11 protein-coding genes and 1 other annotated feature are annotated in these 15,813 nt (G+C 36.1%); of the genes, 6 read left to right on the top strand and 5 right to left on the bottom strand.

Going from position 1 to position 15,813, the window contains the following annotated elements:
* Nucleotides 1–62 precede the first annotated feature (62 nt).
* Complete coding sequence (locus AC4BB7_RS14855) at nucleotides 63–878, top strand: hypothetical protein (protein ID WP_490483543.1); 816 nt, start codon at nucleotides 63–65, stop codon at nucleotides 876–878.
* Nucleotides 879–949: 71 nt separating this feature from the next.
* Here the strand turns inward: AC4BB7_RS14855 and mnmM are convergent, their stop codons facing one another.
* From mnmM to AC4BB7_RS14830, 5 genes are all read right to left on the bottom strand, one after another.
* Nucleotides 950–1,519 (bottom strand): tRNA 5-(aminomethyl)-2-thiouridylate-methyltransferase MnmM, encoded by a 570-nt coding sequence (mnmM, locus tag AC4BB7_RS14850; protein ID WP_490483542.1) that lies wholly within the window; start codon nucleotides 1,517–1,519, stop codon nucleotides 950–952.
* Nucleotides 1,519–2,487: a tRNA modification radical SAM protein MnmL/YtqA gene (gene mnmL / locus AC4BB7_RS14845; protein ID WP_086314239.1), complete on the bottom strand. Its 969-nt coding sequence runs from the start codon at nucleotides 2,485–2,487 to the stop codon at nucleotides 1,519–1,521. Before mnmL ends, mnmM begins: the two co-directional genes overlap by 1 nt.
* A 15-nt stretch (nucleotides 2,488–2,502) precedes the next feature.
* Nucleotides 2,503–3,153, bottom strand: a complete 651-nt coding sequence (locus tag AC4BB7_RS14840; protein ID WP_490483541.1) for a phosphatase PAP2 family protein — start codon at nucleotides 3,151–3,153, stop codon at nucleotides 2,503–2,505.
* A 130-nt stretch (nucleotides 3,154–3,283) separates the two neighbouring features.
* A complete protein-coding gene (locus AC4BB7_RS14835) occupies nucleotides 3,284–4,315 on the bottom strand; it encodes a DUF4097 family beta strand repeat-containing protein (protein ID WP_490483540.1) in 1,032 nt (343 codons plus the stop codon).
* A gap of 1 nt (nucleotide 4,316) precedes the next feature.
* Nucleotides 4,317–4,973, bottom strand: a complete 657-nt coding sequence (locus AC4BB7_RS14830) for a DUF1700 domain-containing protein (protein ID WP_490483539.1) — start codon at nucleotides 4,971–4,973, stop codon at nucleotides 4,317–4,319.
* Nucleotides 4,974–5,269: 296 nt separating this feature from the next.
* Here AC4BB7_RS14830 and AC4BB7_RS14825 point away from each other — a divergent pair, with 296 nt between their 5' ends.
* The 5 genes from AC4BB7_RS14825 (at nucleotide 5,270) to AC4BB7_RS14805 (ending at nucleotide 15,804) form a co-directional block, all read left to right on the top strand.
* Nucleotides 5,270–7,336 carry a muramidase family protein gene (locus AC4BB7_RS14825; protein WP_490483538.1) on the top strand — a complete coding sequence of 689 codons (2,067 nt, stop codon included), beginning with the start codon at nucleotides 5,270–5,272 and terminating at the stop codon, nucleotides 7,334–7,336.
* A 51-nt stretch (nucleotides 7,337–7,387) separates the two neighbouring features.
* Nucleotides 7,388–7,630 (top strand) — a binding site (T-box leader).
* Nucleotides 7,631–7,785: 155 nt separating this feature from the next.
* Nucleotides 7,786–10,299 (top strand): leucine--tRNA ligase, encoded by a 2,514-nt coding sequence (gene leuS, locus AC4BB7_RS14820; RefSeq protein ID WP_490483537.1) that lies wholly within the window; start codon nucleotides 7,786–7,788, stop codon nucleotides 10,297–10,299.
* 73 nt (nucleotides 10,300–10,372) lie between these two features.
* Nucleotides 10,373–10,774: a FosX/FosE/FosI family fosfomycin resistance hydrolase gene (fosX, locus tag AC4BB7_RS14815; protein WP_490483536.1), complete on the top strand. Its 402-nt coding sequence runs from the start codon at nucleotides 10,373–10,375 to the stop codon at nucleotides 10,772–10,774.
* 447 nt (nucleotides 10,775–11,221) lie between these two features.
* On the top strand, nucleotides 11,222–12,823 hold the full coding sequence (gene abc-f / locus AC4BB7_RS14810) for a ribosomal protection-like ABC-F family protein (RefSeq protein WP_490483535.1): 1,602 nt from the start codon (nucleotides 11,222–11,224) through the stop codon (nucleotides 12,821–12,823).
* Between the two features lie 329 nt (nucleotides 12,824–13,152).
* Nucleotides 13,153–15,804: a fibronectin type III domain-containing protein gene (locus AC4BB7_RS14805; protein WP_490483534.1), complete on the top strand. Its 2,652-nt coding sequence runs from the start codon at nucleotides 13,153–13,155 to the stop codon at nucleotides 15,802–15,804.
* Nucleotides 15,805–15,813 lie beyond the last annotated feature (9 nt).

The raw sequence follows: 15,813 nt of genomic DNA, 5'->3' as shown, positions 1-15,813 counted from the left end.
CATATTGTTATTATTTTTTGAATAAGATATAATGATTATATGTTAAAGAAGGGGATGGTAAGATGAAAAAGTGGGTTAAAATTTTTAGCGTATTGACAATTGTTGGGATGGTCTTAGGAGGTTTATTTTATACTACTAATGGTAATGCGAATGAAGAAAGTGCGTATATACCAGATCCTATAGTGAGAGAAACATTGATAAAAGCGATAGAAGCTAGTGAAGAAAATCTAGTTGTTGAAAATGAGCTTCCTACAATTTCGCAGTTGGAAAAAGTAAACTCATATGTTAATGTGCATGGCGAGCAAATTCGCTCACTTGAAGGAATGGAATACTTAAAAAATGTGAAAGAGTTGCAAGCTGTTCAATTAACGAATGTTATGGATTACAGACCAATAGGCGGTATGACTTCATTAGAATGGATTAACTTATATCAGCCTAGTGCAAATCTAGAAGGAATAAATGAAACATCTCTTTCCTTTGTTAAAAACTTAAAGAACTTGCAAGGCTTTCATGCGGCAAATTTCAATACATTTGATCTGACGCCGTTTAATGAGTTAGACAATGTGACGTTGATTTCAGTTATGGGTGATGAATATAGAACGGATATTCCACAGATTATTTCAAAATCTGGAAGAAAAGTGAACATAGTGAATCCCGTTAAATTATCTAGGCAATTCGAAGGGGCACTAATTGAAGTAGAAGCTTCTGATGAGCAAGGAGAGTTAGCACCATCATATAAAAATGAGATCATCACAATACCTGATGTCAATTTGGAAAGTTCATCGGTGACAGTTAGAATTAATGCTAACAAAAATACAAGTGTTGGAGAATATAATTATAGCATCTCCTTCAATATACCTTTAAAGTGGCAAGATTGATTTAAAAAAATCCCCTGAAACTAATAGTAGTTTCAGGGGATTTTTATTATAGTACCAAGAGCTATCACCTATTAAGAGTTCTTTTTCTCAATACAAAATAAAATCGGTGGATTGTTTTTCTGATTAATAAACTGATAAGTTAAAACACTATATTCTTCTTGGGGTAACTGTTGAGAAAATTCTTGTACTAGCGCTAATTCTACTTCACCGCCAGTATGCCCATAATAAACAACTAAAATAATCCGTCCTTTTGGTTTTAATCTAATCAATAGAGCATCCAAAGCCATTTTTGTTGTATCTGGTTTGGTGATGATCTGCTTGTCGCTTTTAGGTAGGTATCCTAGATTGAAAATAGCCGCACTTAGTGATTCTTCTTTAGCAATAACTGTTTCAATTGTTTCATGACCTTGTTGTAATAAGCGAACTTGCTCTCTTAGTCCTAATTCATCAAGCCTTTTTTTAGTATTTAGCAAAGCCTGTTCCTGAACATCAAATGCATAGAGTAAGCCATTTGACCCAACGAGTTCTGCGAGAAAAGCTGTATCATTACCGTTACCCATCGTAGCATCAACAACTGTATCACCAGCTTGAATCACTTCTTTTAAAAGAGTATGACTAAAATGTAGTGCAGTTTGTAACATCAGATAAGAACCTCCTTGGTATTTCGTACATTATAGATTCCTTGAACACTATTACGACGCTTCATTTCATCATCAATCGCATTTAAGACTTCCCATTTTTTTAGGCTCCACATAGGACCAACTAAAGTATCAGTCGGAGCATCACCAGTTAAACGATGAATGACGATTTCTGGCGGGATCATTTCCAATTGATCGCAAATAACAGAGACGTAATTTTCTCGTGTCATCAATTGCAGGCGCCCTTCATGATAATCTCTTAGCATCCGTGTATTCGTCATTAAATGTAATAGATGTAATTTAATACCCTGAATATCTGAATCAAGGATCGTTCGGCGAACATTTTCTCTCATCATATCGAGACTTTCACCAGGTAAACCATTGATTAGATGAGTACAGACGCGAATATTATGCTTACGTAATTTTGCTACGCCGTCCAAATAAGTCTGATAATCATGTGCTCTATTGATTGTATTGCTAGTGTCTTCGTAAGTCGTCTGTAAGCCTAGTTCCACCCATAAGTAGTATCGTTGATTTAGTTCGGCTAAATATTCGACAACATCATCTGGAAGACAATCAGGCCGGGTTCCAATCGAAATACCCACGACACCTTTTTCATTGAGCACCTGTTCAAAACGATGGCGAATTACTTCTGCGGGTGCATGTGTATTGGTGAAATTTTGAAAATAGACAATATATTGGTCAACTTGGGGCCATTTTTTATGCATCATCTGTACTTCTTTTTGAAATTGAATCGGTAAGGGATCTTTTGGCGCCACAATCATATCGCCTGATCCTGAAACGCTGCAAAAAGTACAACCACCTTTTGCTACTGTTCCATCACGATTAGGACAATCAAATCCTCCGTCTAAAGGCACTTTGAAAATTTTCCCGCCGAACTGCTGACGTAAGGCATAGTTCCAAGTATGATAGCGTTTATTAGGGTCTTCAGTATATAAAAATTTAGACATCTTTTTATCTTCTTTCTATAATTGTTTACTTTTAAAGCGCCAAACAAAGCGTTTTTCTAAATAAATCGGATAGGTCATCAACAACCATGCTAAACCAAAACAAAAACCGCCAACAACATCACTAGGGAAATGAACACCAGCATAGATTCGGCTGATACCAATTAGGAAAATACCTAGACCTAAGAGGATTTGTAAACTTAAACAAAGCTTTTTCTGTTTAATAAATTGCGGCAACAATAAAATAATCGTTCCATACAAAAGTACGCTTCCAGTAGAATGTCCGCTAGGGAAGCTGTAACTATGTTCCGTTACTAAATGATTTAAAGTTGGGCGTGGTCGCATGAAGACTAACTTGATCAAAGGGTTTGCGATACCAGCGATCAATCCAGTATTGATCAAAAGCCAAAGTGTTTCAGTATAATATTTTCCTCTAAATAATACAAAAGCGGTGGCTAAAGTAATGATCCCGACAGTCAATGGATCGGCAAATTTTGTGTACCAAATAAAAAATTGATTTGCCGAAGGATAGGGGATTCTTACGATGGTTGTGATCGTTTGGTCAAAGCTTTCTAACCAGCCTGGATAAAAGCGCACCACATATCCCAAAAACATAAAGACAACCAAGAAGCAACTGCCCGCAAATTGATAATATAATTTATTTTTCATAAAAGATCCTTTCCAAACTAGATAGAGTTTATTATAACATCAAATAAATAAGAACACATCTGAGAATCAATTAAAAAGCCTATACAAAAACTTTGAAAGTTTCAGTATAGGCTTTGAAATCAAAAGGGAATTAATCCTCTTCCCCATCATCATAGTCTGAGGGGCCTTCAACAGAAATGTCCCCAGAATTGCTTCGTAAGTCGAACGATTTTGTTCCTTTTCCTCGTTTGTAGGAGGTCCGTTCCTTACCAAAAATCGTACTATCACCTAGCTTGGTTTTGGTTTTGATCGTCACATCATATAAAATTTCTTCTGTATAAAGTTGAATGCTTCCTAATTGTGTTTCAACTAGTAATTTCTTGGGAATTTCTGTTCCATATAGTGAAAAGTCGCCATTAGTACTTCTGACTTCGGTCTCACCTTTAAGATTAGTTGCCTGAATTTCACCGTTGCTTGTTTCTATTTTGGCAGTCCCTTTGACAGTATTCAAGTAAATATCGCCGGATGTGCTAGTTGCAGACCAGTTTGAAGCGGTGAAATCGTTGATTTGAATCTCACCATTTGTTGTTTTGAATGTTGCTTCATTAGTACGAACATCACTATTAATACGAAGATCGCCACTTGTCGCTTCGATTGTTAAATTCTCAGAATTGATAGCACTAACGTTGATATCACTATTACTGAGCTTAATGGCTAGATCCTTTGTTTTAACATTTGAGAGGTTGATATCCCCGTTTGTTTGTCCATCTATAACTAAACGTTCAGTATTTTCAGGAATGGTTAAGGTTACAGCAGACCCTCGATCGAAGAGATCAAATTTCAATCCATTCATTTCTTGTCTGTTCTTATCACTACGTGCTGAAATAACGAGTGCATTATTTTTTTCCTTAACGTCTAAGGAACTTTTAAGTGAAACAGGCATAGAGCTTCGCGTATCCATTACAACCTTAGTTGAATTTTCAGTTAGAATATAAAAATCGGCATTTCCAGAAAGGTCAAGATGTATTTCTTTTGTACTTTGTTTATTTTTTATTTCATATGTTTGATTTTTTGTATCTGTCATTGTGGTTTCAGCGCGTCTAAAGTAAACGGCACTGCCAATTCCACCAATGATCATCGCTAAAATACCAATGGACAGAAAAAAAGCAGTTGTCTTTTTCATATTAAATCTCTCCTCTTAAAACTCGGATATTCCATTGTAGATAACGTCTCAATGCTTTTCCGAAAAATTTTGTTAATGGCGTTAGAATCAATAAGCCGATGATTCCAGAACCCGAAAGAAAAACACTGACAAACAGTTGGAACATCGTACCGTCATTAAAGCCTGAAAAGACCGAAATACCTCCTAAAATAGGTGAAAATAAGAAAACAATAGCTACTAACCAACAAGAAAATAAAACCATCGTAAAAGCAAAAATAAGCCAAAACATCAAAAGAAAATTAAAGGAAAGAACGCCGGCAACTTGGAAAAAACGCGTAAAGCCACTGTGACGCGGACGTTCATAGGAACGATAGGCATCTTCATAAGGATGTTCTGGTATTTCTTCATAGTAGTAGTCATCATTTGCAACTGGTTGAAATTCTTGCCAGCCATCTCGTTCAAGTTTTTTTTCAGGAACAGTGATGTCAAACTCTTGTAAGATTTCCTCAGCGATTCCTCGTGGTTTACCTAAGCTCTTGGCAATTTCTTCTTCTGTTTCACCAGCAGTTGAGCGTTCCTCAAAAATTGTTTCATATTTGTTCAAGATAAAAGCTTGTTGTTGAGCAGTCAAAGGTTTTAAATAGATCTTTAGTTCAATTAAAAAGTGCTCTTTATTCATTTTTTTCCCCCATTTCATTTTACGAACTTGCTACTTCTTATTCACTATAATTTTTTTTTGAAGGAATAACAAGTGCTTGACCAAAAAATCAGCCTAAGGTAAAGAGAGTAATCAGTCCTGAGACCTAGTCCTAATGAAAAAGAAAACGGATAGTCTACCAAAAAAAAGCAAGAGAAATCATATTTTTATTTCTATTAAATTAGTGAAAGAAAATAAAAAAATATTTCTATTTTCTTTGAAAAAAGGGTATACTATAATTCAAAGAATACTTTTTTAGGAAATTCGGAGGATATACTATGGAGAAGCACAAAACATCAAGAAAAGAGCGGAGGAAAGCTGAACAGAACAAGCTTGCTTATGATCAGTTAAAAAAAGGAACCACTGTGCTTAGCTCTGCGATCGTTGTATCGTCAATTGCCGCACCGATTGTTGCACCCAAAATAGCTGAAGCGTCAGAAGATAAAACACCAAGTGAACAAATAAGTTACTCAGATACGATGACACATACAGAAGCCGTTCAAACACAAACAACGACGACTGACTCAAACAATTCGATGACACAAGAAACACAGACAACAGAAACTGAAGCATCTTCAAGTGAAGAAACGTCTGGAACCCAAGAATCATCAGAATTAAATACATCAGAAACAACACAAAGTACTGAGAATACTGAATCTACAGAAGAAACAACAAGCTCTTCAACCACTGAAACAGAAGAATCAAAAACACCGGAACTTACGATGCGTTCAGCATTTTCAGCACAATCTAGAAGTATCGATACAAACACCTTCATCGCTGAAATAGCAGGACATGCTCGATCCGTTGCAGCAGCAAATGATCTTTACGCTTCTGTAATGATGGCTCAAGCAATTCTTGAAAGTGATTGGGGAAGAAGTACTCTATCAGTAGCTCCAAACCATAATTTATTTGGAATCAAGGGAAGTTATCAAGGACAATCTGTTACGATGAAGACGTGGGAAGTTCTTAATGGACAATGGGTTCAAGTAAATGCTGCATTTAGAAAGTATCCGTCTTACTCAGAATCATTTGGTGATAATGCCTACGTTTTGAGAAATACTTCATTTCAAGCAGGGGTATATTATTATTCAGGTGCATGGAAGAGTAACACAAATTCATACAAGGACGCGACAGCTTGGCTAACAGGACGTTATGCAACAGATCCTGGTTATAATTCAAAATTGAATAATATTATTACAACATATAACCTAACCCAATATGACACTCCTTCATCAGGCGGTGGTAACACTGGCGGTAATAACGGTGGCAACACTGGAGGAAACAACAATGGGGGCAATACTGGAGGCGGCACAAGTACCCAAGATGTGACGCATACAGTAAAAGCAGGAGATAGTTTATGGGCATTGTCGGCTAAGTATGGCACATCAATCGCGAATATCAAAAGCTGGAATAAACTTTCTAGTGATGTTATTTATGTTGGGCAAAAACTAATCGTGAAAAAAGCTTCTGGCAATACAGGTGGAGGCAATACAGGCGGTAATAATGGCGGCTCGTCTGGTAATACAGGTGGTTCTGGTAATACTGGAACTTCAAACTCTTATTACACAGTAAAATCAGGAGACTCACTATGGGCGATAGCCAATGCAAATGGTATAAGCATCGCGAACTTACGTCAATGGAATAATTTAAAGGGTGATATCATTTATCCAGGACAAAAATTGATCGTGAAAAAAGGTTCTGGTAACGCTGGTGGAAATACCGGAGGCAATACTGGCTCAGGTGGCAATACAGGTGGCTCAAACAATGCTGGGACAAGTAATGGTTACTATACAGTAAAAGCAGGAGATTCTTTATGGGCGATAGCCAATGCAAATGGTACAAGTATCGCGAACTTACGTCAATGGAATAATTTAAAGGGTGATATCATTTATCCAGGACAAAAATTGATTGTGAAAAAAGGTTCTGGTAACGCTGGTGGAAATACCGGAGGCAACACTGGTTCAGGCGGTAATACAGGTGGTTCAAGCAACGCTGGAACAAGTAACGGTTACTACACAGTAAAAGCAGGAGATTCTTTATGGGCGATAGCCAATGCAAATGGTATAAGTATCACTAATCTAAGACAATGGAATAATTTAAGCGGAGATATTATTTATCCGGGTCAACGTTTGGTCATTAAAAAAGGCCAAGGAGGATCGACGGGTTCAACTAATTCCTCTGGAAATCAAGGCGGTAGTCAAACATCGGGTTCACACACGGTGAAAAGTGGGGATACTTTATGGGGACTTTCTCAAAAATATGGATCAAGTGTTCAAAAAATCAAACAGATGAATGGTTTATCTAGTGATACAATTTATATTGGTCAAAAATTGAAAGTTAAATAAAACAATTGAAATTGATTGAAATATTTGGTAGTATGATAGCACATGATAGATATACAAACAGTGAGAAGGAATAGTAGAAAGAACCATGTTTTAGAGAGCGTATGGTTGGTGAAAATACGTACAGAAGCTTTTGAACTCACCTTTGAGTTATTTTACTGAATGAGTAATAGATGATGATTCGATAATTATCCCTACTTTACTAAGTAAGATCGGTGGTGGCCGTTACAGCACTGAGGCTTGTAATTATACAAGTAAAATTAGGTGGTACCACGTTGTTGATCACACGTCCTATAGGAACTTTTTCCTGTAGGACTTTTTGTTTGTTGTGAATCATTGCGGTCGGCTATGCCAGAGCAGATGATGAACAATACAAGACGTACAAAGAGAGCAACAATCCAATCACTATCAAATATCATAATAAAAAGGTACTTAAACAGGAGGAGAAAAACGTGAGTTACGATCATAAAAAAATCGAGAAAAAATGGCAAAAATATTGGGCTAAACATAACAGCTTTACTACTCATGATGATCCAAGTAAAGAAAAATTTTATGCTTTAGATATGTTTCCATATCCTTCAGGACAAGGACTGCATGTCGGACATCCAGAAGGCTATACAGCAACAGACATTTTGTCTCGTATGAAAAGAAGTCAAGGCTATAGTGTTTTACATCCAATGGGATGGGATGCATTTGGGTTGCCAGCTGAACAATATGCTTTAGATACCGGAAATGACCCCGCAGAGTTTACGAAAAAAAATATTGAAACATTCAAACGTCAAATCAATTCTTTAGGTTTTAGTTATGATTGGAACCGTGAAATCAATACGACAGATCCAGAATATTATAAATGGACACAATGGATTTTCACTAAGCTATATGAACATGGATTAGCTTATGAAGCAGAAGTGGCAGTTAACTGGGTACCAGAACTTGGAACAGTGATTTCAAATGAAGAAGTTATTGATGGAAAAAGTGAACGTGGTGGTTATGATGTTGTCAGAAAACCAATGCGTCAGTGGATGCTAAAAATTACAGCTTATGCCGATCGTTTACTAGATGATTTGGATTTAGTTGATTGGCCAGAAAGCATCAAAGATATGCAGCGTAATTGGATTGGGCGTTCAGAAGGGGCAAATGTTACGTTTAAAGTAGCCGGATCTGAAGAGGAATTTACTGTGTTTACGACTCGTCCAGATACATTATTTGGTGCAACTTATACGGTTTTAGCACCTGAATTAGAATTAGTGAAAAAAATTACGACACCTGAGCAAAAAGAGGCTGTGGAGGCTTATATTGATGCGGCTTCTAAAAAATCTGATTTGAATCGAACTGATTTAGCTAAAGAAAAAACAGGCGTCTTTACAGGAGCATATGCAGTAAACCCAGTGAATGGTGCTGAAATCCCAATCTGGATTGCCGACTATGTCTTAGCTTCTTATGGAACAGGAGCGATAATGGCGGTTCCTGCTCATGATGAGCGTGATTATGAATTTGCGAAAGCATTCAATATTGACATTATTCCAGTATTGGCGGGCGGTAATATTGAAGAAGCACCATTCACAGGTGATGGCGTTCACATCAATTCTGACTTTTTAGATGGTTTGAACAAAGAAGACGCCATCTCTAAAATAAATGTATGGTTAGAAGAAAAACAAGTAGGGAAAAAAGAAGTCAGCTATCGCTTACGTGATTGGCTATTTTCTCGTCAACGCTACTGGGGTGAGCCAATTCCCGTAATCCATTGGGAAGATGGAACAACAACGACAGTTCCTGAATCTGAACTGCCATTGAGATTGCCAAAAACAGATGATATCAAACCGAGTGGAACAGGAGAATCACCACTTGCCAATATTACGGAGTGGATCAATGTTGTTGACCCTGAGACCGGAAAAAAAGGGAAACGTGAAACGAATACAATGCCGCAATGGGCAGGAAGCTCATGGTATCATTTGCGGTATATCGATCCTCATAATAAAAATGAAATTGCAAACTATGAGAAATTAGAAAGATGGCTGCCTGTAGATATCTATATTGGCGGAGCAGAGCACGCAGTACTCCACTTGCTATACGCTCGTTTCTGGCATAAATTCTTGTATGATATCGGTGTTGTACCAACGAAAGAACCCTATCAAAAACTCTATAATCAAGGAATGATCTTAGGTCAAAGCTTCCGGGATAATCGTGGTGTACTAGTTCCTACAAATATGGTAGAAAAACGCGACGGAGTCTGGGTCAATGTTGAAACAGGTGAAGAGCTAGAAGAAGCACCAGCTAAAATGAGTAAATCATTGAAAAATGTTGTAAATCCTGATGATGTTGTAGAAAAATATGGTGCCGATACATTAAGAATGTACGAAATGTTTATGGGTCCGCTTGATGCATCTATTGCTTGGAGCGAAAATGGTCTTGAAGGAAGTCGTAAATTCCTAGATCGCGTATGGCGTTTGATTGTGGATGAAAATAATAAAATGCGTGACCGTATCACAACTATCAATGATGGCCGTTTAACTAAAGTGTACAATCAAACAGTCAAAAAAGTCACAGAAGATATGGAGAACCTACACTTTAATACAGCAATTTCTCAATTGATGGTCTTTGTTAATGAAGCAAATAAAGTCGATGTTTTGCCATACGATTATATTGAAGGATTTGTTCAATTACTAGCACCTATTGCACCGCACATTGGGGAAGAGCTATGGGCGATCCTTGGAAATCAAGAAAGCTTAACCAATGCTCCTTGGCCAATTTACGATGAGGCTGCGTTAGTTGAAGATGAAGTTGAAGTGGTCTTCCAAGTTAATGGAAAAGTTCGTGCGAAGCTGAATATTGCTCGAGGATTGAGCAAGGAGGAACTAGAAGAAAAAGCTTTAGCAGCAGAAGAAATACAATCCTTTATTGAGGGGAAAACAGTCCGTAAAGTGATTGTCGTTCCAGATAAATTGGTGAACATTGTAGCGAATTAATAGAATCGAAATAGAGATCCTGAATAAAATCAGGATCTCTGTTTTATTATAGACTGGAAGAGGAGGAAAGAAATTGATTAGTCATTTAACCTTTATCGTTCAAGATTTAGAAAGAGCAAGCTCATTTTTTGAAACCGTATTTGCTGCAAAAGAAGCCTATTCAAGTGGAGCAGATACATTTTCAATAGCACAAGAAAAATTTTTCTTAATCGATGAACTTTGGATTGCGATCATGCAAGGGGATCCCTTGCCATCAAAGACGTATAATCACATTGCTTTTAAAATTCAAGAAAGTGAGTACGATAGTTATTTAAATAAAATTAAATCTTTAGGATTAGAAATAAAAGATGGACGTTTACGTGTTCCAGGAGAAGCAACATCTATTTACTTTTATGATTTTGATAATCATTTATTTGAGCTGCACACAGGAACTTTAGATGAGCGATTAGAGTACTATCAAAAACAAAAGAAATAAACTCACTTTGCGCATTCTCAAGCATCATGCTACAATATATTTAAGAAATGACGAAGGTGGTGAATAAGTACAATGGTCAACATGCCAAAAATAACAGCAAGTTTTTCATATATCATAGCATACTTAGCTTTTTGTCATGTTATTATTTCCGTTTTTTTATCTCAAGGGACAAGTGTGTCCAAAAAGGGATAAAAAATTAAATAAAAGAGACCATTCAGACTTATTTACTTATAACGAATCAGTCATAAAATAACAAGCAGGTAGTGAGTTGATTTCACCTGTTTGAATCAGAGCAGCAGGAATCTGCAATTAGTAAGCAGTAAATAGTTGAAGGTTGAACAGGAATTATGTTCAGCTTTTTTGTGCATGCCAAAATTTTTTTAACCACTAGTTACAACAATAATGTCGATCGTTGTTAATCTGTCTGAATGGCAGAAAGAGGAAAAGATGTTAGTACAATTACAAAAAATAACTAAAAATTATGGAACAGAACCGCTGTTTGAAGAATTAAATTTACAAATAAATAAAGGCGAAAAAATAGGGTTAATAGGTACAAACGGCTCAGGAAAATCAACAATATTGAAAATCATTACAGGAATTGAATCTGTTGATTCAGGTGTGGTTACCTGTCAAAGAAGCAGTCGTATTGGCTATTTGGCTCAGTTGCCTGAAGAGTGTGAGCAACAAGTAAGGGCGTATTTACTAGAGACCTTCACACGATTGAACTCGATTCAAAAACAATTAACACAGTTGGAAGAGCAGATGGCGATTTCGGAATGTGATTTAGATAAGCTATTGACTCGTTATGGTCAAAAACAAGAAGAATTTCAACAAGCAGGCGGCTATGAAATGGAAAATAGATTAGAGATGATCGCAAATGGTTTAATAATCAATCATTTACTAACCAAAAAACTTTCAGAACTGAGTGGTGGTGAGCGGACAATTGTCGCTTTAGCAAGAATTCTACTTCAAGAAAATGATCTTGTATTACTAGACGAACCAACCAATCATTTAGATGCAAAAAGAATTGCATGGTTGGAAGGGTATTTAACTCATGAGAAAACAGCTTATTTGATTGTTTCTCATGATCGCTTGTTTTTAGATCATGCGGTAGAAAAAATTATAGAGATCGAAGATGGAAAGATGCAGGAATACAAAGGGAACTATTCAGCATATAAACGACAAAAAGAAGAACAACTTGAAAAACTGAGAAAAGATTTTGAACAGCAACAAAAAGAAATACAAAAAATAAAATTGGCAATTCGTCGTTTTCGACAGTGGGGACACGAAGGAGATAATGAAAAATTCTTTAAAAAAGCGAAACAGCTTGAGAAGCGTTTAGAAAAAATCCAGAAGATTCCTAAGCCTAAAGATGAAACAACCAAAATTGGAAAGAAATTTAAAGAAACTGATCGCTCTGGTAAAGAAGTTCTTCGATTTAATGGAGTTAGTAAACAATACGATGATCGAATATTATTTGATAAAGTAGAATTTTCTTTATTTTGGCAAGAACGGTCAGCAATTATTGGGGAAAACGGTGTAGGAAAAAGTACGTTATTAAAACTTGCTTTAACATTAGAAGGGATTGATGGTGGTGAAATCAAGCAAGGAACTAATCTTAAAGTTGGGTATTTACCCCAAGTTATTCATTATGAGAAGCCAAATCAAACGGTCTTACAATCATTCAGTGAAGCCTGTTCTCTAGTAGAACAAGAATGCCGCAGTGTGCTCGCCAAATATTCATTCTATAGCGATGACATGATGAAACAGGTTCGGTTTTTAAGTGGTGGTGAAAAAATTCGATTAGAATTAGCTAAGTTGATGCATAATGAAGTTAATTTTCTAGTGTTGGATGAACCGACTAATCATTTAGACATCGAAACGAGAGAAGAAATAGAAGAAATACTAGAAGAGTTCAAAGGAACAATGTTAGTTGTTTCGCATGATCGATTCTTTTTACAAAAAATGTTTGATACATTTTTAATTGTTGAACAGCAGAAAATTAGGAAAAGAGTAGGAACTTACGTGGAGGTACTTACTTCTAAATAGCCTAAGCACGTAAAAAAGCGGAATAAAAATGCCTATCATTTTTATTCCGCTCTTTTTTTATCACATCGAGTAGATCATAAACTATCAAAAAACAGGTGAATTTTGAAGAACTTTAAGAAAACTTAATATTTGTGAAAATATAAACAAACGTGCTGAAACACTAGTAAAGTTATATAAAGTTAAAAATAATTTATCGTAAAATATAAAATAAATATATAAAATATAAAAAACTGATGTTATTAAATTGAAATTAACGTCGAATTACAATACAATAATAAAGACAAGTACAGTTTTCAGTCTAATTTCTAAAAAAGTAAGGGAGGACTGGTATGAAAAAAAATATTCACTTGATAGTTGTTAGTTTTATTATTCTAAGTATTTTTCCGATTGATTGGTCCTATGCTTTAGAAATAGATCGAACTTCGGAAGAAACGTTATCAACAACTGAGACCACAGAAGAAACGATTGTTTCTGATTCGTCGGAAATTCCTGTCAGTGATTCTTCTTCTAGCCAAGAATCAATTGTGGAAGATGAAATGATAGAGAATGATAAAATAACAGATAATAATGATATAAATAGTTCGGTAGATGAAGGTGATTCTGAAAAAAATCGACAAAGTATGATTAAAGCAGCTTTTGTACAAGATGCAGATGGTTTTTGGCTAGTCGATTCAGCAGCTACCTTGACTGACTACTTAAAGGACAGTCAGAAACTAAAATTTCGTTTAACTAATGATATTGACTTAGGCTCGGCTGGCTATCAGCTAAAAGATAGTATGATCATCGATGGAGCCAATCACGTGATTACATACAACAAAGGAGCTTCTGCTACTAGCGGCTTTTATGCAAATCAAGCAAATGCAGTAATAGAAATTCGTAATACGCAGTTTGGTAATAGCGATGGGACAGGTGCAGTTGGCTATTATGGGTTTTTATCTGGAGGATCGGCGTCTAATATGACATTTATCTTTAATAGTGTCGATTATTATTCAACAAATGGTCAAATGATCTATAACATAAACGGGTCGGTCATCATGCGAGGGCAAAATACGATTGATCAACGAGGAACGAGTACATATTCCCAAGAATGGGCAGAAATCAATTACGTAGAAATTCAAAGTGGACATACTTCGATCCAACATTCTTCCAATAGAACTGAAGCATTTATTTGGTCAACAAGTAGCACTTCAGCAAATCCTTATGCAGGTAAATCCCAAATCGTAGTGAGAGAAGATGCACAACTTGATATTAAAACAAACAGTAATATGACATATGGTACTTTAGCACCTAGTTATATTGTTGAAAAAAATGCTGTTTTTAATTTGGATAAGGTGACACTTGCAACAGGTGGTTCAAGGAATCAATTTTTTGCCTCTAATCAAACGCAGCCAGCAGTATTTGACTTTCAGGAGAATGCTAAAGTAGATATCAAATTACCTTTACCGATAAATCTTTATAACGCTAAAGGTGGGATGTCGATTGCTGAAAATGCAACTGTTTCAATTGATGTTGCCAGTGGGGGAATCTTCACAACATCTTCTTCTAGCACATTTGCAATCAGTATGGATAAAGCAAAGCAAGTTTCATTTTCAGGAACAAGTCTTGGAACTATTGGTTTAAATGGTGCAAATGGCGTAAATAATTTATCTTTTACAAGTAACTATTTACAAAAAATAGAGACATTCTCAAGTAAAACAAATAGCATGCCAACGCAAGAAATATTTAAAGAAGCCTCAGATCTAAGTGTTCAAGGAACAAACTTTACGAATATCGCAGGTACACCAGATTCTTTTTCGGCTCAAGAAATTTTAGCCTTAAAAAATTCGCAGAAAATCGTTTTTAGTGAATTTATAGATGTCCCAGATCAGCTAGCGCTAATTGCAGCTGATGAAACAGACACATCCGTTTCTTTATACGGTTCATCGATCAATAATGGAAGTTCTGCTTCAACGGTAAAATTTTTCTTATTTACTGCGGAAGCAGATACAGATGACTTACGAAAAGCCAAACATATCGTCACATTGAATAATTTTGATGATCAAGAAAATACAATACTGAATTCAATGTATAAAGTGACAGTAGATGATTTAAACCCAAATACAAATTATTGGGCCCAAATGGTCGTCATGAATCAAGCAGGAGAAAGTGATTTTTCGAATGCTGCTAGATTTACCACAAAACCGCAGCTAAAAAATATCACAGCAGATGTTACAACGACCTCAGCAGTTATCAATGGTGAACTAGCTAGTGATACAGGAAAGTGGACAGATTATTCAAATGGAGAAGAGTTAGCGTTACCTGGTCAGCAGGCCTATTATGGTGGTAATTACCAACAAGTCACAGTGGAATATAGCAAGAACAAAGACTTTCCTGTTCAGGAAACAAAATCACAAATCGCGGATCTTTCTGGTGACAAAAATCAAAAATTTACGACGAAATTAAAAGGACTTGATGGAGATGTGACGTATTATGTTCGTGTGAAAGTCACTGGGATTTCTGGAATAGAAACTATCTTAGCGATGTCACCTCTAACTCAATTTCAAACGGTAACAGAAATCATCAAAGTTGAAGTTCCTATCGAGATGGCTTTTCAAACACAGAACAAAGATCTAGGTACCTTACAAGAAGGGAATATATCTTCAGCTGAATATCATGTTGTGAACAAAGGGAATGTACCCACAAAAGTCTCAATAACTAATCTCACGAAGGAAAATGTAGCTGCAAATCAACTACTATTATTAGATCACTTTTCTGGCAATTTAGGTCAGGATGAACTGGCGTTACAAATGATAATAGACAATAATCAGCAAGAATCGCTTTTTTTGACTAGTGATTTATCGAACAATCCGTTAACAGTTGGCGTTTTGAACGTGAATGAACAAAAAAGTTTGAGTCTCGAAGGTAAGTACTTTAATCCAACGAAACAAGCAGTGTTTCCGCTATATAAAATGACTTTCAAAGTTGAGAGAAATGAAGAATGAGAGGGATTC

The sequence above is a fragment of the Enterococcus sp. AAFC-DPL-5182 genome, from assembly GCF_058216605.1.
Note: the sequence above shows the minus strand (reverse complement) of the source record. Positions and strands in the feature narration are given on the sequence as shown.

Coding starts and splice junctions, on each gene's coding strand:
- AC4BB7_RS14830 (WP_490483539.1), bottom strand. CDS start 4,973: ATGAATAAAGAGCACTTTTTAATTGAACTAAAGATCTATTTAAAACCT.
- abc-f (WP_490483535.1), top strand. CDS start 11,222: ATGTTAGTACAATTACAAAAAATAACTAAAAATTATGGAACAGAACCG.
- AC4BB7_RS14855 (WP_490483543.1), top strand. CDS start 63: ATGAAAAAGTGGGTTAAAATTTTTAGCGTATTGACAATTGTTGGGATG.
- AC4BB7_RS14835 (WP_490483540.1), bottom strand. CDS start 4,315: ATGAAAAAGACAACTGCTTTTTTTCTGTCCATTGGTATTTTAGCGATG.
- AC4BB7_RS14840 (WP_490483541.1), bottom strand. CDS start 3,153: ATGAAAAATAAATTATATTATCAATTTGCGGGCAGTTGCTTCTTGGTT.
- AC4BB7_RS14825 (WP_490483538.1), top strand. CDS start 5,270: ATGGAGAAGCACAAAACATCAAGAAAAGAGCGGAGGAAAGCTGAACAG.
- mnmL (WP_086314239.1), bottom strand. CDS start 2,487: ATGTCTAAATTTTTATATACTGAAGACCCTAATAAACGCTATCATACT.
- AC4BB7_RS14805 (WP_490483534.1), top strand. CDS start 13,153: ATGAAAAAAAATATTCACTTGATAGTTGTTAGTTTTATTATTCTAAGT.
- mnmM (WP_490483542.1), bottom strand. CDS start 1,519: ATGTTACAAACTGCACTACATTTTAGTCATACTCTTTTAAAAGAAGTG.